This window comes from Microbacterium cucumeris, from assembly GCF_058349845.2.
In genome coordinates, this window is sequence record NZ_JBYRIZ020000004.1 from 299,852 (window position 1) to 318,402 (window position 18,551).

General features: G+C 69.5%; 15 protein-coding genes and 1 pseudogene. 12 read left to right on the forward strand and 4 right to left on the reverse strand.

Translation table 11 applies throughout. From position 1 onward, the window contains the following. Nucleotides 1-2: 2 nt before the first annotated feature. Together AC3RXZ_RS13055 and AC3RXZ_RS13060 are read left to right on the forward strand one after the other, a co-directional pair. Entirely contained in the window at nt 3-1,277 is a 1,275-nt protein-coding gene (locus AC3RXZ_RS13055) for a glycoside hydrolase family 27 protein (RefSeq protein ID WP_243229887.1), read from the forward strand. Nucleotides 1,278-1,426: 149 nt separating this feature from the next. After that, on the forward strand, nt 1,427-2,458 hold the full coding sequence (locus AC3RXZ_RS13060; protein WP_243229517.1) for a LacI family DNA-binding transcriptional regulator: 1,032 nt from the start codon (nt 1,427-1,429) through the stop codon (nt 2,456-2,458). 3 nt (nt 2,459-2,461) lie between these two features. On the opposite strand, the gene AC3RXZ_RS13065 is transcribed toward AC3RXZ_RS13060, so the two are convergent. Beyond that, nucleotides 2,462-4,603 (reverse strand): alpha-galactosidase, encoded by a 2,142-nt coding sequence (locus AC3RXZ_RS13065; protein WP_491494289.1) that lies wholly within the window; start codon nt 4,601-4,603, stop codon nt 2,462-2,464. Next, nucleotides 4,600-5,670, reverse strand: coding sequence for a LacI family DNA-binding transcriptional regulator (locus tag AC3RXZ_RS13070; protein WP_491494290.1), 1,071 nt, complete (start codon nt 5,668-5,670; stop codon nt 4,600-4,602). Before AC3RXZ_RS13070 ends, AC3RXZ_RS13065 begins: the two co-directional genes overlap by 4 nt. 219 nt (nt 5,671-5,889) lie before the next feature. On the opposite strand from AC3RXZ_RS13070, the gene AC3RXZ_RS13075 reads away from it, so the two are divergent. The 6 genes from AC3RXZ_RS13075 to AC3RXZ_RS13100 are packed head-to-tail and all read left to right on the forward strand — an operon-like array spanning nt 5,890 to nt 14,062. Next, complete coding sequence (locus AC3RXZ_RS13075; protein WP_491494291.1) at nt 5,890-7,212, forward strand: ABC transporter substrate-binding protein; 1,323 nt, start codon at nt 5,890-5,892, stop codon at nt 7,210-7,212. A 20-nt stretch (nt 7,213-7,232) separates the two neighbouring features. Continuing rightward, a complete protein-coding gene (locus AC3RXZ_RS13080; RefSeq protein ID WP_243229521.1) occupies nt 7,233-8,225 on the forward strand; it encodes a carbohydrate ABC transporter permease in 993 nt (330 codons plus the stop codon). Further along, on the forward strand, nt 8,222-9,127 hold the full coding sequence (locus tag AC3RXZ_RS13085) for a carbohydrate ABC transporter permease (protein ID WP_491494292.1): 906 nt from the start codon (nt 8,222-8,224) through the stop codon (nt 9,125-9,127). Before AC3RXZ_RS13080 ends, AC3RXZ_RS13085 begins: the two co-directional genes overlap by 4 nt. Continuing rightward, the gene (locus AC3RXZ_RS13090) at nt 9,124-11,583 is read left to right on the forward strand and encodes a glycoside hydrolase family 2 protein (protein WP_491494293.1); all 2,460 of its coding nucleotides are present in this window, start codon (nt 9,124-9,126) and stop codon (nt 11,581-11,583) included. The genes AC3RXZ_RS13085 and AC3RXZ_RS13090 overlap by 4 nt, the downstream gene beginning before the upstream one ends. A 13-nt stretch (nt 11,584-11,596) precedes the next feature. Continuing rightward, nucleotides 11,597-12,565, forward strand: coding sequence for a glycoside hydrolase family 113 (locus tag AC3RXZ_RS13095; protein ID WP_491494294.1), 969 nt, complete (start codon nt 11,597-11,599; stop codon nt 12,563-12,565). A gap of 15 nt (nt 12,566-12,580) precedes the next feature. Next, nucleotides 12,581-14,062, forward strand: coding sequence for a hypothetical protein (locus AC3RXZ_RS13100; RefSeq protein WP_491494295.1), 1,482 nt, complete (start codon nt 12,581-12,583; stop codon nt 14,060-14,062). 13 nt (nt 14,063-14,075) lie between these two features. On the opposite strand, the gene AC3RXZ_RS13105 is transcribed toward AC3RXZ_RS13100, so the two are convergent. Next, a complete protein-coding gene (locus AC3RXZ_RS13105) occupies nt 14,076-14,741 on the reverse strand; it encodes a type 1 glutamine amidotransferase domain-containing protein (RefSeq protein ID WP_491494296.1) in 666 nt (221 codons plus the stop codon). Between the two features lie 92 nt (nt 14,742-14,833). Between AC3RXZ_RS13105 and AC3RXZ_RS13110 the strand changes: the two are divergent. Beyond that, a pseudogene (locus AC3RXZ_RS13110) lies at nt 14,834-15,031 on the forward strand (helix-turn-helix domain-containing protein); the annotation flags it as partial. 30 nt (nt 15,032-15,061) lie between these two features. Further along, a complete protein-coding gene (locus AC3RXZ_RS13115; protein WP_491494366.1) occupies nt 15,062-15,745 on the forward strand; it encodes a substrate-binding domain-containing protein in 684 nt (227 codons plus the stop codon). Nucleotides 15,746-15,779: 34 nt separating this feature from the next. On the opposite strand, the gene AC3RXZ_RS13120 is transcribed toward AC3RXZ_RS13115, so the two are convergent. Then, entirely contained in the window at nt 15,780-16,346 is a 567-nt protein-coding gene (locus AC3RXZ_RS13120) for an antibiotic biosynthesis monooxygenase (protein ID WP_243229525.1), read from the reverse strand. Between the two features lie 375 nt (nt 16,347-16,721). On the opposite strand from AC3RXZ_RS13120, the gene AC3RXZ_RS13125 reads away from it, so the two are divergent. Together AC3RXZ_RS13125 and AC3RXZ_RS13130 are read left to right on the forward strand one after the other, a co-directional pair. Continuing rightward, a complete protein-coding gene (locus AC3RXZ_RS13125; RefSeq protein ID WP_491494297.1) occupies nt 16,722-17,168 on the forward strand; it encodes a hypothetical protein in 447 nt (148 codons plus the stop codon). A 106-nt stretch (nt 17,169-17,274) separates the two neighbouring features. Beyond that, nucleotides 17,275-18,528 (forward strand): HNH endonuclease signature motif containing protein, encoded by a 1,254-nt coding sequence (locus tag AC3RXZ_RS13130; RefSeq protein ID WP_491494298.1) that lies wholly within the window; start codon nt 17,275-17,277, stop codon nt 18,526-18,528. The last annotated feature ends 23 nt before the right edge of the window (nt 18,529-18,551 follow it).

Genomic DNA, 18,551 nt, shown 5'->3' on the forward strand with positions numbered 1-18,551 from the left:
CGATGGGGTGGAACAGCTGGGACTGCTACGGCACGACCGTGACCGAGTCCGAGGTGCTCGCCAACGCCGAGTTCATGGCCGAGCACCTGCTCCGCCACGGCTGGGACACCATCGTGGTCGACATCGACTGGGCCGACCCCACGGCGCGTTCGCACGGCTACAACGCCGGCGCCCCGCTGCACCTCGACGAGTACGGCCGCCTGATCCCCGACCCCGGGCGGTTCCCGAGCTCGGCGGGCGGCGCGGGATTCGGTCCGCTCGCCGCGCGCATCCACGAGCTCGGCCTGCGTTTCGGCATCCACACGATGCGCGGGATCCCGCGGCGCGCCGTCGCTCAGGACCTGCCGATCCTCGGGAGCGCGGCGCGCGCGTCCGAGGTCGCCGACGCGGCGAACGTGTGCGAGTGGAACCCGGACATGCTGGGCCTCGACCACGGGCACCCGGCCGCACAGGCCTACTACGACTCGACCCTGGCGCTGTACGCCGGGTGGGGCGTCGACTTCATCAAGGCCGATGACATGCTCTGGCCGTATCAGGCCGCGGATGTCGAGGCCTACGCGTCGGCGATCCGCACCTCCGGCCGGGACATCGTCCTGAGCCTGTCGCCGGGGCGCGATCTGTCGCTGGAGCGTCTCGAGCATCTGCGCGAGCATGCCGACATGTGGCGCATCTGCGATGACCTGTGGGATCAGTGGCCGGACGTCGAGGCGAACTTCGCCCGCTTCGCGCGCTGGGCGCCGTTCGCGGGGGAGCGAGGCTGGCCGGACGGCGACATGCTCCCGCTCGGGCGCATCGGCATCCGCGCCGAGCGCGGGGAGCCCCGCGACGACCGGCTCACCCCGGACGAGCGCGTGTCGCTGCTGACGCTGTGGATCATCGCGCGCTCGCCGTTGATGATCGGCGGCGACCTCCCCTCATCGGACCCGGCGACGATCGCGCTGTTCCAGAACGATGACGCGCTCGCCGTGCTGGCCTCATCGTCGCGCAACCGAGAGGTCTTCCGGGAGGGAGCGCTCGTGCTCTGGGCTGCCGACGGCCCCGACGGCGTGCGGTACGCGGCGGCGTTCAACGTCGGCGGCGAACCGCTGGAGGCCATCCTGGATGCCGGGAACATCGGCTTCCCGGCATCCGGTGTCGCGACGGAACTGTGGACCGGGCGCGAGATCCCTCTGGAGCCGATCGCAGCGCAGAGCGATGCCGCCCGGGGTGTGGCGCCGGGAAGCGCCGCGCTGCGCGTCGCGCTGCCGTCGCACGGCGCCGCGCTCCTCAGGATCTGACCCACTCCCTGTCTCCGCGAGACTTGGCCTGCGGAGTGAGACGTGCTCCCCTGCGCCAAGTCTCACTCCGTCAGCCAAGTCTCGCGGGATGCGGGATGCGGGAGCGGGAGTGGGGTGGGGCGAGCGGGGGGAGGGCGTAGGGTTCAGGAGTGAGCAGTGGCACGGACCGGCGGGTGACGATCGCGGACATCGCGGCACGCGCCGGGGTGTCGATCGGCGCGGTCTCGTTCGCGCTCAACGGGCGCAAGGGCGTGTCCGCAGACACGCGGGCGCGCATCCTCGCGGTCGCCGACGAGCTCGGGTGGGCGCCGGCGAGCGCCGCCCGTTCGCTCGCGGGAGCCAAGACCGCGACATTCGGACTCGTGCTCGCGCGCGACCCCCGCAACCTCGGCGTGGAGTCCTTCTACATGCAGTTCCTCGCGGGGATCGAGAGCGAACTGTCGCTGCGCAACCACGGCCTGCTCCTGCAGGTCGTCCCGGACATCCAGAGCGAGCTCGAGACGCTGCGCGGATGGCACAAGGCGCGCCGGGTCGACGGAGTGATCGTCACCGACGTGCGCGTCGACGATCCGCGCATCGCCTACCTCGCGAAGACCCCGGGCCTGCCCGCTGTCGTGGTCGGCGACCCGAGCGTCGCCGAAGGGATGACGACGGTCGGCACGGACGACGCGACCGCGGCCAGGGCGGCCGTGCGTCACCTCGTCGACCTCGGTCATCGCCGCATCGCGCGAGTGGCCGGTCTGGCCGAGCTCGCGCACACCCGGCTTCGCGATGACGCGTTCCTCGACGAGATGCGGCTGCAGGATGCCGAGCCCACCGTCGTTCACACCGACTTCACCCCTGCGGAAGGCGTCGAAGCCACCGGAGCGGTGCTGACCGCGGCGGAGCCTCCCACGGCGATCGTCTACGACAACGACATCATGGCCGTCGCCGCGCTCGGGGTCGCCGCGCAGCTCGGCATCCGCGTGCCGGACGACCTGTCCATCGTCGCCTGGGACGACTCCGTGCTGTGCCAGCACTCCTATCCGCGGCTGACCTCGCTGAGCCACGACGTGGTGAACTTCGGTGCGCACGTGGCGAGGCGGCTGTTCGACGTGGTCGGCGGCGCGCCCCCTGAAGCCGACCTGGATTCGACGCCGGTCCTCCAGCCGCGCGAGTCCACCGGACCCGCGCCGCGCTAGCCGTCAGCGCACCGCCGTCAGGTGCAGCACCAGGGCCTGCGCGGGCCACAGCGTCGGCAGCTGCAGTCCCACCCGCTCGAGCACGGACCCCGGCAGCGTGATCTCGCCGCCGCGCATCCAGGACGGCAGGATCCAGCCCGCTCTCGTCCGGCCGATCTCGTCCCGCACGCGGACGCGGTAGCGGCGGTCGGGATCGAGGCCGGGGAAGCGCAAACGCTCGGCGCGGGCGTCCGCGACGCTCGCGATCGTCGCGACGACGAAGACGGCGGCGGCGGCATCCGGCGTCACATGGCCCGTGACGCGCCAGGCCGGATCGCGCAGATCCGGGTGCACGACCCTGCCGCCGTGCACGATCGGACGCAGTTCCCGGTACAGGGCCGTGAAGCGCGCGAGCGCCGCGGTCTCGTCCGCGTCGCAGCCGAGGATGTCCCATTCCAGTCCGGCGCAGCCGAGCAGGCTCGTCGCGATCCGGTACGACAGGTCCGTCACGCGGCCCGAACTGTGCGACGCGGTCGGGCCGACGTGCGCGCCCACCAGTTCCGGCGGCAGCAGCAGTCCGGTCCAGCGCTGGATGTCCTGACGCTCGACGGGGTCGTTCGAATCGCTCGCCCACACGCGGTCGGTCACCTGCAGGATGCCGAGATCCGTGCGGGCCCCGCCGCTGGAGCAGGATTCGATCTCCAGCCCGGGATGGCGCTCCTTGAGCGCGGCGATGAGCCGCAGCACGGCCGTCGTCTGCGCGTGCGTCCCGGGGATGCCGTCGTGCACGCTCTCGACGAGATCGCGATTGTGATCCCACTTGATGTAGTCGATCCCGAGCTCCGCGACGAGCCCGCTCATCTGCTCGAGGATGTGCGTCCAGGCATCCGCGTTCGCGAGGTCGAGGACGTACTGCGAGCGCCAGCTCAGCGAAGGGTCGTGATCGAGGTGGCGCGGATCGTGCAGCAGCCATTCCGGATGGGCGCGGGCCAGATCGGAGTCGAGACTGATCATCTCGGGTTCGAACCACAGCCCGAACTGCATGCCGAGCGCGTGCACGCGATCGGCGAGGACGCCCAGCCCGTCCGGCCAGGCGCGCGCGTCGACGATCCAGTCGCCGAGACTCGTGGTGTCGTCGTTCCGCCCGGCGAACCATCCGTCGTCGAGCACGAAGCGCTCGACGCCGATCTCCGCCGCGCGCTCGGCCAGGGCGATGAGTCGAGCGGGATCCTGATCGAAGTACACCGCCTCCCAGGTGTTCAACGTGAACCGCCGGTCCGTACGCGGATGCTGCGGACGGGAGCGCAGCCAGTCGTGCACACGCGCCGACATCGCGTCGAGGCCGTCTTCCGCGTAGGAGAAGACGACGGTCGGCGCGGCATACGTCTCGCCCGGCGCCAGGACGAGCTCACCGGGGCGCAGCAGCGCACCCCCGCCGATCAGCGTGAGGCTGTCCGTGACGCGGTCGGTGCGATGCGTCGTGTCGCTGGGCCAGGCGATGTGGGATGCCCAGACGCGTCCGGAACGCCAGCGCGGCTCTCCCTCGGACGCGATGAGCATCGTCGCTGCGTCATGGCCCGGCCGCCCCCGTCGCGACTGACGTGCCACGGAACCGGCGGGGAACTCGGTCGTGACCGGGCGCTTCTCCCGACTCCAGCGGCCGTCGAACGTGGTGAGGTGCGAAGCGGTCGTGGGAACGGGCAGCGTCGCCTCGAGCCATTCGACCTCGACCGGTGCGGCATCGGCTCCGCCGTCGTGGCGCAGGACGGCGTCGACGAGCACGAGCCCGCCGGGCACCAGTGCGATGCGCTGCGTGAGCGCGAGCCCGCTCGACGCATCCCGCGCCTCGAACTCCAGGGCGGATGACGTCGCCTCGATGGTGTCGAGCGTCCAGCGCGCGGTGTGCAGTCGTCCTTCGCGCCGCAGCTGCATGCCAGGGCGTCCGCTCCAGCCGTCCGCCTCGGCGGGCATGACGGTCAGCTGCTCCGCGGCGTCCAGGGTGCCCGGCGCGCTCTGGCGGTCGAGGCCCTCAGCGGCCCGGGCGAGGTCGGCCTGGTCCAGCGCGCCGAGCTCGTCGCCCCAGTGCAGCACGCGGGGGAGTCCGGTGCCGCGAGCGTCCACGAGGACGCCGACGCCGTCGCGCTCGAGCAGGAACAGTGCCGTCATGTCGCTCTCCTCTCGCGGGGGCGACGTTCGCCCGTGCCGCGCTCGACGATCCAGGTGGGAAGGACCACGCGGCGCGGCGGTCCCGTGGGGTCGCTCATTCGCTCGATGGCGAGCCGCCCGGCCTGCCGCCCCATCTCGATCGGGTCGTAGGTGATCACGGAGACGCCGATCACGTCGGCGGTGTCGAAGTCGTCGAAGCCGATGAGGGCGGTGGACTCGTCTCCGCGGGCGCGCAGTGCGCGCAGCGCGCCGATCGTCATCCGGTTGTTCCCGGTGATGATCGCGGTCGGCGCATCGGCGGAATCCAGCAGCCCGCCCACGGCGGCCTCGGGGGTCTCGTCGCGGTCGTCGCTCAGGCGGCACCACGCGGACGGGTCCGCGATGCCCGCCTCGGCCATCGCGGCGCGGAACCCGGCGATCCGATCCGCCTGGGTCGACACGCCGGCAGGGTTGCAGACGTATCCGATGCGGCGGTGTCCTCGCGCGAGCAGTCGCGTGGTCGCCTCGTGCACGATCCGATGGTTCTCCAGCACGACCGCATCGGCCAGGACGTTGACGGCATCGCGGTCGATCGAGATCACGGGTGTGCCGAGCTGTCGCTCTCCCTCCAGGTACGCCTGGTCCTCGGCGACGGGGATGATCAACAGGGCGCCGACCCGCTGTCCGAGCACGGCGTCGACCACGCGGGCCTCGCCCTCCGCGCTGTCGTCCGTGGTGGCCAGCAGAAGGTGATGACCGTGCGGGGCGATCTCGGCCTCGATTCCCGAGGCGAGCTTGTAGTAGAACGGGTTGCCGAACTCGCCCATCACGAATCCGATCGTGTGCGTGCCCCCGCCGCGGCGCAGCCCCTGGGCGAGCGTGTTCGGACGGAATCGGAGGCGTGTGGCGGCGGCCTGCACCCGCTGCGCCGTGACGGCGCCGACCAGATCCGGCTGATTGAACACGCGCGACACGGTCTTCGCGCTGACCCCGGCCAGGCGCGCGACATCGTCCAGGGTGGCTCGAGGCTGCACGGTCGTCATCGGAAGGGCTCTCGTCAGGGGCAGATCGCGGTCCATCGTAGCCATGAATCGCGTTCTGACAACGACGGACATCGGTCCGGGACGCGGGAGCGCTCCCAGCCGATCGCGGTCAATTCCCTGTTCAAAAGTGATATCTGCCTTGCTCATCGAGCATCCCGACTCGATCAAATTGGACTAAAGCGCTTTACATACGACGCGCGCTGTCCTACGCTGACATCCGCACCGACGGCGCACGTCGGCGGCCAGACATCAAGGGAGATTCACATGGCATCACGCAAGGCAATGACCGGCCTTGTCGCAGTCGCTGCGACCACGGCGCTCCTGCTCACCTCGTGCTCGAGCGGCGGAGGAGGCTCGGACGCGGACAACGCGATCGACGGCGAGGTCAAGGGCGACATCAAGGTCGTCACCTGGCGCACCGACCTCGTCGAGGACGGCACGCTCGAGGCGTACGCGGAGGAGTTCACCGAGAAGTACCCGGACGTGACCGTCACGTTCGAGGGCATCACGGACTACGCCGGCGAGATGCTCACCCGCATGAGCACCGACAACTACGGCGACGTCATCGGCATCCCGGCGATCCAGCCCGACCAGTACGAGCAGTTCCTCGAGCCGCTCGGCGAGACGGCGGACTTCGAGGACACGTACCGGTTCCTCCCGGCCGCGAGCTACGAGGGCACGCAGTACGGCATCGCGTTCGGCGGGAACGCCAACGGCGTCGTCTACAACAAGAAGGTCTTCGAGGAGGCCGGTGTCACCGACCTGCCCACCAGCGAGAGCGAGTGGCTGGACGCCCTGCAGAGGGTGAAGGACAACACCGACGCCATCCCGATGTACACGAACTACAAGGACGGCTGGCCGCTCACGCAGAGCTTCGGCAACCTCGGTGCCGTCACGAACGATCCGGATGCACCCATCACGCTCGCCGAGGACCCGGCGCCGTGGACGGAGGGCACCGACATGTACGCGATCGACAGCCTTCTCTACGAGACGGTCGCGGCGGGACTCACGGAGGATGACCCGCTCACCACGAACTGGGAGCAGTCCAAGGTCGACCTGGGCACGGGCAAGATCGCGACGATGCCGCTGGGATCCTGGGCCATCTCGCAGATCGAACAGGCTGCCGAGGACAACGGCGCCTCCGCCGACGACATCGGCTTCATGGCCTTCCCCGCGAACGTCGACGGCACGCAGCTGGCCGTGATCGGCGGCGACTACAACCTCGCGGTCAGCAGGCACTCCGAGTCGAAGGCCGCGGCCTGGGCGTGGATCCAGTGGGTCGTCGCCGAATCCGGGTACACCGAGACGCAGGGGATGGTCTCGCCGCTCAAGGACGCTCCCCTTCCGGAGTCGCTCTCCGACTTCGAGGCGGCCGGCGTCGAACTCATGGAGATCAACGCGGCGCCCGCCGGCAAGGAGGGACTGCTGAACGAGGTCTCCAGCGACTCGCAGATCGACCTGTACGGACCGATCTACCGTCAGAAGCTCATCGACGTCGCGCGCGGCGCCGCCGACGGCGACAAGGACAGCTACTTCGCCGAACTGAACGAGCGCTGGGGCGCCTCGGTCGAGAAGCTGGCGGGCTGAGGGCGGAGGGCGGCGCAGACATGGCCATCGCGACACCAGGTGCGGCACCGGCGGATGCCCCGGCCGCCCTCTCGGCGCCCGCTCGGGCGCGTCGAATCGGCGGGTTCCCCCGCCGGTCCGGCGCGCCCCGGGGCGGCACGGCGGGCAAGGGCCCGCTGCAGAAGCTCACCCCGTGGTTCTTCCTCGCCGCGGCGCTGGGACTGCTGCTGCTGTTCACCTACTGGCCCGCGCTGAACCTCTTCTACTTCAGCGTCACGGACTGGGACGGCATCGATCTCGAGAAGAACTTCGTCGGACTCGAGAACTACGTCGAGGTGTTCACCGACCCCCGGGTGTTCTCGGTGTTCGGCGTCAGCCTGTACTACTTCTTCGCGTCCTTCGCCCAGATGGCCATCGCGCTGTACTTCGCGACTCTGCTGAGCTTCTCCACACGCTTCTCGAACCTCTTCCGCGGCATCCTGTTCTTCCCGTACCTCATCAACGGCGTCGCGATCGGGTTCGTCTTCCTGTACCTGTTCCAGCCCGGCGGGACGCTCGACACGGTGCTCGGATGGTTCGGCGTGGTCGATCCGCCGCAGTGGCTGGGTGACCCCGACATCGTGAACTGGTCCCTGGCAGGCACGTCGGTGTGGCGCTACACGGGGATGAACTTCGTCCTGTTCCTCGGGGCGATCCAGTCGATCCCGCACGAGCTGTACGAGGCCGCCGATCTGGACGGTGCCAACCGCTGGCAGCAGTTCTGGGCGATCATCTTCCCGGGCATCCGTCGTGTGATCGGACTGAGCTTCATCCTGGCGATCTCGGGCAGCCTCAGCGTCTTCGAGATCCCGTTCATCATGACCGGGGGCGCGAACGGGTCCGCGACCTTCGTGATCCAGACGCTGCAGACCGCCTTCACCTTCCGCAACGTCGGCCTCGCCTCGGCGATGGCGGTCGTGCTCCTGCTCATCGTGCTGGTCGTGACCTGGATCCAGCGCCGAGTGTTCCCCGACGAGAAGGTGGATCTGACATGACCGGCGCCACCGGACCCCTGCGCACGATGCCGTTGCGCACCACCCCTCCTCGCCCGACCCGCGGGCGCTCGCTCGGCGAGCGGCTGCGCGGGGTGAGCGCGACGACCGCGAAGTACCTCAGCCTCGTGATCGCGGCGGTCGTCACGCTGCTCCCGCTGTCGGTCCTCCTGTTCGCGAGCCTCAAGACCGCGCAGGAGTACGCGCAGACCGGCCCCTTCGATCCGCCCGCGAACTGGCTCAACGTCGAGAACTTCGTCACGGCCTTCACGAGCGGGCGCATGCTCGAGGGATTCGTCAACACCGCGATCGTGCTCGTCGTGTCGCTGGCGGGAACGATCTTCATCGGCACGATGGCCGCGTACGCCCTGGACCGGTTCCACTTCCGCGGGAAGAAGCTGGTGTTCGGCCTGTTCCTCGTCGCCACGCTGATCCCGAGCGTCACGAGCCAGGTCGCGACGTTCCAGCTCATCAACGGCCTCGGACTCTACGACACCAAGGCTGCGCTGATCCTGCTGTTCATGGGCACCGACATCATCGCGATCTACCTGTTCATCCAGTTCATGCAGTCGATCCCGGTGTCCCTGGACGAGGCTGCGATGATCGATGGAGCAAATCGATGGACGATCTACTGGAGGATCGTCCTGCCGCTGCTGAAACCCGCCATCGCCACCGTCGTCATCATCAAGGGGATCGCCGTCTACAACGAGTTCTACACGCCCTTCCTCTATCTCCCGTCCGAGGGCCTGATCTCCACCTCGCTGTTCCGGTTCAAGGGACCGTTCGGCGCTCAGTGGGAGGTCATCGCCGCCGGCACCGTCCTCGTCATCATCCCCACCCTCATCGCGTTCCTGCTGCTTCAGCGCTGGATCTACAAGGGCCTCACCTCAGGAGCCGTCAAGTGACCCTCACCCCCGTCCGCACCGACCTGCACACCGGCTGGACCGTCCGCGCCGCCCACGGCCCCGCGCCGGAGCACATCGAGGGTCGCGTGATCCCGGCGGCCGTGCCGGGCTGCGTGCACACCGACCTGCTCGGCGCGTCGCTGATCCCCGACCCGTACCTCGACGACAACGAGGCGCTCCTGTCCTGGGTCGGGTTGGTCGACTGGACCTATGAGACGACGTTCGAATGGGCCGATGACGGCCACGCCCGTCACGACCTGGTGTTCGACGGGCTCGACACCGTCGCCACGGTCCGGCTGAACGGGCACGTCGTCCTCAGCACCGCCAATCAGCACCGCTCGTACCGCGCGGACGTGCGCGAAGCGCTGGTCGAGGGGACGAACCGTCTCGAGGTCGCCTTCCGCTCACCGGTGCGGTACGCGAACGCGCAAAGCCAGCAGCTCGCGCCGCGCCCGCGCGCCTATCCGACACCGTACGAGGCGATCCGCAAGTCGGCGTGCAGCTTCGGCTGGGACTGGGGGATCTCGACGGCCACGAGCGGCATCTGGCGTCCGGTCCGGCTGGAGTCCTGGTCGGTCGCCCGCATCGCCGAGGTGCGGCTTGCCGCGCTTCCTGCCGAGACCGGGGGGAGGCTCACAGCCCGCGTCCTCGTCGAACGAGCGGATGCCGCCGAAACCGCACCCCTGACCGTCGACGTCGAGGTCGCCGGACGCACCTCGAACGCGACGGTCGCCGGAGGAGCCGCCGATCTCGAGGTGGCGGTCCCGGATGCCGAACTGTGGTGGCCGATCGGCTACGGCGAGCAGCCGCTGTACCCGGCATCCTTCACCCTGTCGGATGACGAGGGCGTGCGAGACGAGACGCAGCGCCGCGTCGGCTTCCGCTCGGTGCGCTGGGACATGGAGCCGGATGCCGAGGGCACCCCGTTCACCCTGATCGTGAACGACCAGCCGGTGTACGTGAAGGGCGTCAACTGGATTCCCGACGACGCGCTGTTCGTGCGGGTGGACCGGGCTCGCTACGAGCGGCGCCTGCGACAGGCCGCGGCGGCGAACCTCAATCTGGTGCGCGTCTGGGGCGGCGGCATGTACGAGTCGGAGGACTTCTTCGAGCTGTGCGACGAGCTCGGCCTGCTCAGCTGGCAGGACTTCCTCTTCGCGTGCGCTGCCTATCCCGAGGAGGAGCCGATCCGCAGCGAGGTCGAGGCCGAGGCCAGAGAGCAGATCGTGCGGCTGTCGGCGCATCCGTCCCTCGTGCTGTTGACCGGCAACAACGAGAACCTCATGGGCTACGCCGACTGGGGCTGGCAGCAGGAGCTGGACGGGCGCACCTGGGGGGCGTTCTACTACTTCGAGCTGTTCCCCGAGCTCGTCGCCGAGCTCGCCCCGCACGTGCCCTACACGCCGGGGAGCCCGTTCAGCCCCGGTGGCCAGCACCCGAGCGCGGACGAGCACGGCAGCGTGCACCTGTGGGAGCAGTGGAACCGTCGCGACTGGACGACGTATCGCGACCACCGGCCGCGCTTCGTGGCCGAGTTCGGCTGGCAGGGACCGCCGGCGTGGTCGACCATGACCCGGGCGATCTCGGATGAGCCGCTGACCCCGGAGTCGCCAGGCATGATCGTGCACCAGAAGGCGGCGGAGGGCAACGTCAAGCTCACGCGCGGATTGCTTCTGCACTTCCGTGTGCCGACCGACACCGACACCTGGCACTGGGCGATGCAGCTGAACCAGGCGAACGCTGTGCGCTTCGCCCTCGACCACTTCCGCTCGCTCGCTCCGCACAACACGGGTGCGGTGGTGTGGCAGCTGAACGACTGCTGGCCGGTGACGAGCTGGGCCGCGATCGACGGCGACGAACGTCCGAAGCCGCTGTGGCACGCGCTCAAGCACGCCTTCGCACCGCGGGTGGTCACGATCCAGCCGCGCGAGGACGGCCTGACGGCCGTGCTCGGCAACGACACCGCCGAGGACTGGTCCGGCGAGATCGTCGTTCGCCGGCTTCGGTTCGACGGCACGGTGCTGGCCGAGCAGACGGAGTCGTTCTCGGCATCCGCTCGGGGCGGCGCCGCGATCGTGATCGCCTCCGACGTCGCTTCCGCGCAGGATGGCGCGAGCGAGCTGATCGTGGCGAGCACGACGGATGCCCGCGGGTTCTGGTTCTTCGCCGAGCCGCGGGACTCGCAGCTGTCCGCCGCGGATCTCGCCGTCGAGACCGTCGCGGTCGACGGCGGAACCGAGGTGCGCGTGACGGCGAGGAACCTGGTGCGCGATCTGGCGCTGCAGCCCGACAAGGTGGACCCGGATGCCTCCACGGAGGACGGTCTGATCACGCTGCTGCCGGGGGAGACCGCGACGCTGCTCGTGCGTCACGCTCAGCCGATCGACTCCGCTTCTCTCGCCTCGTCTCGCGTGCTGCGCACCGCGAACGAACTGGTCGCGGGGGTCGTGCGTTGAGCGAGGGAACGACGTGAGCGAGTCGAAACACACCGGCCGCGTGCTCGAGGGATACGTCGCCGGGATGACGTGGGGCTGGACGGGCGTGCGCGGCACCTGGGCGACGGCCGCGGCATCCCGATCCATGGCGGCGATGGTCGATCACGGCGTGAACTGGACCGCCCTCGCGTACGCCGTGGAGCAGGCCACCGCGCAGTCGACCGAGATGCCGTGGGACCAGGCGCCGACCGTGACCGACGACCAGATCGTGTGGGCGATCCGCGAGGCCAAGTCGCACGGACTGAAGGTGTGCCTGAAGCCCGTCGTGAACGTGTCCGACGGCACGTGGCGGGCGCACATCGGCTTCTTCGACTGGGATGTGCCCGGAGAGCCGAGCTGGACCGATTGGTTCGCGGCCTACACGGAGTTCATCCTGCATGCGGCCCGGATCGCCGAGGCCGAGGGATGCGAGATGCTCTGCGTCGGCTGCGAGATGGTGCGCGCGGACTCGCGCGAGACCGAGTGGCGGAAACTCATCGCCGCCGTGCGCCAGGTCTACGGCGGGATCGTCACGTACAACTGCGACAAGTACCAGGAGGACCACGTCACGTGGTGGGATGCCGTGGACGTGATCACCTCGAGCGGTTACTACCCGATCGACCGCTGGGATGCCGAGCTCGACCGCATCGAGAAGGTGGTGGAGGCATCCGGAACGCCGTTCTTCTTCATGGAGGCGGGGTGCCCGTCGCGGACGGGCTCGCCGGACCGTCCGAACGACTGGAGCCTGCCAGGGGAGCCGTCGGGCGCGGAGCAGCTGCGCTACTACCGGGCGATGTTCGCGGCGTGCGACGCGCGTCCGTGGATGCGCGGGTTCATGCTGTGGGACTGGCCGCCGACGCTGTACGCGGCGGAGGACGCGGACGCGAACGACGACTACTGTCCGTACGGCAAGCCGGCGGGGGACTTCCTCCGGGAGGCGTACTCATCGAGGGCGGGCCACTAGCCCTACGATGAACTCGTGACAGAGACTCCGGAGAACCCGCAGCCCACCCCGCCGGCAGAGACCGGTCCCCAGACGCCTGAAGCGCCGGGGACCGGAGACCACGGATTCGATGCCGTGACCTCGTCGGCTGCGGCGCAGCCGTCCGCGGGGGAAGCTTCGGGTCCCGGTACCTCAGATCCTGAGGCGGATGCTCCGGCCGTGGAAGTCCCGGCGACGGCGGCTCCTGGCGCGGCGGCGTCCGACGCGACGCCGTACGGCGCAGAAGCGCCCGCTCAGACGTATCCGGACTCTGCGCCGGTCTATCCGGGCTCCGCGCAGCCCGACCCTTCGGCCACGCAGTATCCCGGAGCCCAGCCGTACCCGGGTTCCGCGCAGCCGGACCCCTCGGCCGCATATCCGGCCGGATATCCCGGCGCGGCGCCGTACGCGACCGCCGGCTACGATCCGAACGCCCCGGCGTACGACCCGAACGCCACGGCTGGTGTCCCGCCGTACGCCGGCTATCCCGCCGCGCCCACCCCGAAGAAGGGGCTGTCCAAGGGGGCGCTGTTCGGCATCATCGGGGGCGCGGCCGCCGTGATCCTCCTCATCGCCGCGGCGATCATCGTCCCCGCTCTGCTGCGGGGCCCGGCGGTCACGGCATCCGACATCGTCGAGGACTACCTGACCGCGCTGGCGGACGGAGACGCCGAAGCCGCGCTCGAGCACATCGACACCTACGGCGACGACAGCCTGCTGACGGATGAGGTCCTGCAGGCCTCTCTCGCCCTCGGCGCGATAGACGACATCGAGGTCGAGGAGCAGACGGAAGGCGACTCGTACGAGTCCACCGTGCCGGTGACCTTCACGATCGGCGGAGAGACGATCTCGCGGGAATTCCAGGTCTACAACTACGGCGATGACGACTGGCAGATCGTGGACGGGCTGATCGCGCTGTCCGGGTTCTACGGTTTCGAAGGGCTCGGTCTGACCGTCAACGGCGCCGAGGCGCCCGGGAGCGCGTATGTCTTCCCCGGCACCTACGAGCTGGCGCTCGGCGTCGAGGAGTTCGCGATCGAGGGCGACACGACGACCTTCGTCGTGGCCAGCGACGCGGATGCCGAGCCGCTGTGGGATCTGCGTCCGACCCTCACAGAGGAGGGCACCGCGACGTTCCGGTCGCTCGTACGCGCCTCGGTCGAGGAATGCGTCGCGATGAAGACGCTCGCCACCCCGTGCGGCATGGATCTCACCGACATCGACCTGACGGGGTACACCCCGGTGGAGGGGACGGTCACGCGCACGATCACGGCGGAGGGCCAGTCGACGCTGGACAGCATGACGGCCGAGGTGTCCTCCGGAGCCGTGGTGACGAGCTACGACACCATCGACGTCGAGATGACGCTTCAGGGTGAGCAGGGCGGAACGCGCGCCGACTTCGAGGTGTGGTTCGGCGGCTACCTCGACTCCCCCAAGGTCGACTTCGCGGCCGAGACGCCGACGGTCGTCTGGGAGTGATTCGGCGCTGCTGTCACGCGAGGGCGTTCAGCAGCGCGCGAGCCACGGATGCCGATGACTGCGGGTTCTGTCCGGTGATGACCGTGCGGTCGACGACGACGTGGTCAGCCCACGGACCGGCGCTCTCGACCGACGCACCTTGGGCGCGCAAGGAGGACTCCAGCAGGAAGGGCGCGCGCTCTGCCAGGCCGCCGAGGCGCTCCTCCTCGTCGGTGAATCCGGTGATTCGCCGGCCGGCGACCACGGGCCTCCCGTCGGCGGTGCGGGCGGGCAACAGCGCGGCGAGCCCGTGGCACACCGCGGCCAGCGGGCGACCCGCGTCGACGGTGGAGGCGATCAGCGCCGCGGACGACGCATCGACAGCGAGGTCCTGCATCGGGCCGTGGCCGCCGGGGTAGTAGACAGCGGCGAAAGCGTCGGGGTCGACGTCCGCGAGCGTGAGTGGTGACGCGAGTCCGGCGATGCCGGTGAGGTATTCCGCATCGTCCTCCCCGAGGCTGGCGGGGTCGGCGACCGGCACGACGCCGCCCGGCGTGGCGAAGACGACTTCGTGTCCCGCAGCGGTGAGGAGCCGGTGCGGTGTGAGCAGTTCCTCCGCCCAATAGCCGGTGGGATGGTCGGTGCCGTCCTTGAGGGTCCAGGTGCGGGCGCCGGTCACGACGAAGAGGATGGCGGACATGGGTCTCCTTGGGTGGGGTCGGCGGATGCCGTGGACTTGTGCTACAGGGAGCAACCGGATGACATCGGGCACGATTCCGATAGATTGCCGATATGGGCGATCAGATTTCCGATGGTCTGAGCGACATTCTCCTGTGGCGCAGCTTCCTCGCCGTGCATCGTGCCGGCTCGATCTCGGCAGCCGCGCGGACATTGAGTGTCGCACAACCGACCGTGACGGCACACCTGCAGGCGTTGGAGCGCATCGAGGGCGAACCGCTCTTCGTCCGAACCTCTCGTGGCACGATGCCGACTGCGCGCGCGGATCGGTTGGCTGCGCGCGTGGCGGAGCCCTTCGATCGACTCGCCGCCCTGCTCGGCGGTCCCGAGCCGGGGCCGGTCAGCAGGAGCATCCGGATCGGCGCAGCGGCCGAGTTCACTGAGAAGGTCGTGATGCCCGCTCTGGCGCGCGCCATCGACGAGGGACTGGAGGTGAACGTCACGACCGGTCTTGCCGATGACCTGCTCTCCGCGGTTCGGGTGGGCAGTCTGGACGTCGTGGTCTCCTCCGTGCGGCCGCGTGGTCGCGGACTCGCAGTTGCCGGACTTGTCGACGAGGAGTTCGTCCTGGTAGCGGCCTCGAGCTCGGCAGTCGCGCCCGATGACGTCGTCGAGCGCGGCCCGACTGCACTCGACGGGCTCCCGTTGCTGGCGTACGCGCAGGACGTTCCGATCCTGCGGCGTTACTGGCGCCATGTCTTCGGCGTGCGGCTCGAACGCGAGCCGGCGCTCGTCGTGCCCGACCTCCGCGCGCTCGCCGCTGCCGCCGCGGCAGGCGCGGGGGTGACGGTTCTCCCGACCTACCTCATCCGGGACGAACTCGAGAACGGGCGGCTGCGGATCCTGGTCGAGACCGATGACCCGCCCATCAACACGCTCTTCCTCGTCCGGCGGCCCGGGGCGCCGGCGGAGGCGGCCCGCATCGCCGAGGACGCTCTGCGTCGCGCCGTCCGGGACTGGGCGTGATTCGACGTGCGACCAGGATGCCGCAGCATCCACCTCATCGTGAGAGCCAGCCGCGCAGCATCCGGGTCACCCACGGCAGGACCCAATAGGTCATGACCGGGGTGAGCACCAGGGTCGTCACGAGCACGCGCAGCCAGATCGGCTGCTCGCCCCATCCGGGGATGGGTGCGGACACGTAGGTGAAGAGCAGGTTCACCGGGAAGAAGCCCAGCCAGATCGTGACGGCCTGCTTCCAGCGCACCGGAGCCTCGGGGAGCGCGTCGGCGGGCACCGGCACCGCTCCCGTCGCCGGCTCGTCGAACCACCCCTCGATGCCGGTGCGGCGCTTCGAGCGCTCGCTGCGGATCAGGCCCTCGCCCAGGGACAGCCACTGCGTGCGCTCGGAGGAGCTCTCCCAGGCGTCGAGGGTCTCCGCGTTCGTGAACCGGTAGAGCATGTACCAGACGTGCGACGTCTCCCCGGCGCGGATCCAGCCGGACCCGAGGAATCCCGGATGCCGGTTCGCCAGATTCACGCCGGCCTGCACCCAGGCGGTCACCTCGGGGATGCGTTCGGGGTCGACCTCGCGGCGGATGGAGACGGTGACGGGTTCGCTGGACATGGGTGGCCCTCGGGTTCTCGGATGCTTGTGGCGCATACGAGTGTAGGCGGTCGCCGGTCTCCTTCCGGGCGTACCGGGGGAAGAAGGAGACCCCCGCCGACCCGATTCGGCGGGGGTCTCTCGCGGTGTGACAACCGCGAGCGGGAGCAATGATCGGCTCACCGCGGCGCGGAAAGTCTCTGACTACCCATTCCGGTCTGATCCTCCGCGCATCTGCAGTTGTAATCGCTCCAGGTGACCGGAAGGTGAACACGGGCGGAACTCCGGACCGGTTCTCCGCACCAGTTGTCCTGCAGGCGCCGGAACGCGGCTGTGCTCTCCACAGGGCGCGGAATCCTGCGGAGGCGCCGTGCGCGGATCCTTCACGATCGGGGCATGACGGAAGCCGACACGAACCTCAGAGACCGCGTCCTCGATCGGGCCGATGACCTGCGCGATGTGCTGCATGTCCTGCTCGGGCAGGCGAACCGACGCCAGCTGTGGCTGGTGTTCATGGAGGAGAGCGGGCGCATCGGCGACCCGATCATGCCCATGGCCGACTACCCCGCCGACCCGCATGAGGAGACCGAGGCGGACGACCTCGGCGTCGTCGATCAGGGGCATCTGCTGATGCATCGGATCGGGATGCTGCGCGAGGCGACGGGGAACGCATCCGTCGTCCTGGTGTGGGAACGCGTCGCGCCCAACGTCCTGGACGGCCAGGATCGCGCGTGGGCGTCGGCGATGGCGGACGAGGCGGCGGCGCTCGGCGTGCCGCTGCGTGCTCAGTTCCTGCTGCACAACCGCGGTCTTCGCCAGCTCCACCCGGACGACTACGCGTGAACGGCCGGCCCTGGGGCGTAGCGGAACGCGGCACTTGCCCGAGAAATATACGAATCAGTACCCGGAAGGGCTTGTCCAATATCGAAGAGATATCCTAAACTGAAGTATGGCGTTCATCACGGAGACTCGAGCCGACCGCGAGGTCGCACTGCTCGAGGCGTTCGAAGCCGTGAACGCGCAGATCGCGGCTCTCGAGGCCGAACGCGCCCGCCTTCTCGCCGAGCGGTTCGATCTGCTGCTGGAGGATGATCCGTTCGATTCGCCGCATCACGACATCGCGGTGCGTTCGACGGCGGCGGAGTTCGCCGCCGTGGCGCGTCTCTCGCCGGGCGTCGTGGATGCCGCGATGCACCGTGCGCACACGCTCAGGCATCGGTTCCCGCTGGTGTGGGAGGCGCTGCGCGACGGGGCGATCACCTCTCGACATGCGGACGCGATCATCACGGGTGCGTCGGCTCTGTCGACGTCGCCGGTGCCGGAGCTGAGCGAGTATCAGGGGCACGCCCTGGAGATCGCCGTGTCCGAGAGTCCGGGGCGCACGCTGGCGATGGTGAAGGCGGTGGCCGCATCCCTCGCGCCGACCACGGTCGCCGAGCGGCACCGGGCGGCGCTGGAGCACAGGTCGGTACGGGCGTACCCCATCGACGACGGCCTCGGGCAGCTCTCGGTCTCGGGACCGGAGTACCTGATCCAGGCCGCGCTCGACCGTGCGACCGAGATCGCGAAGCAGATCATGGCGCAGCGCCCGGTGATCGGCCCTCAGGAGAAGGACGCGGACACGCGCTCTCTGGACCAGATCCGGGCCGACGTGGCGCTCGAGCTCCTCCTCGGCGGTCGTCTCGAGACGGTGGCCGGAACTCCCGCCGAGGCGGTCCGTGGGAGCATCCAGGTCACGATCGCCGCGACCACGCTCACCGGTGAGGACGACCGGATGGCGGAGCTCGACGGATTCGGGCCGATGCTTCCCGAGCAGGCGCGGGATCTCGCGGCGCACGCCTCGGCATGGTCTCGGCTGTTCCTCGATCCCGGCGGCATGGTCACGCGCACCGACGCGTACTCCCCGTCCGAGTCGATGAAGCGGCATCTGCGGGCGCGAGATCAGCGCTGCCGATTCCCGGGGTGTCGGAGGATCGCCCGCCGGTGCCAGATCGATCACAATCACGATCATGCGAAGGGCGGGTCCACCGAGATCTGCAATCTCTCCTGCTTCTGCATCAATCATCATGCGCTGAAGCATCCCGATCTGCTCGACCGTCATCGCTGGTCCGCGACTCAGCTTCCCGGAGGGGTGATCGCGTGGACGAGCCCCGTCGGCCATACCTACATCGACGAGCCGCCGCCACGCGTCATGTTCGTGTGAGCGGTCGGCGCCACGACGGGTGT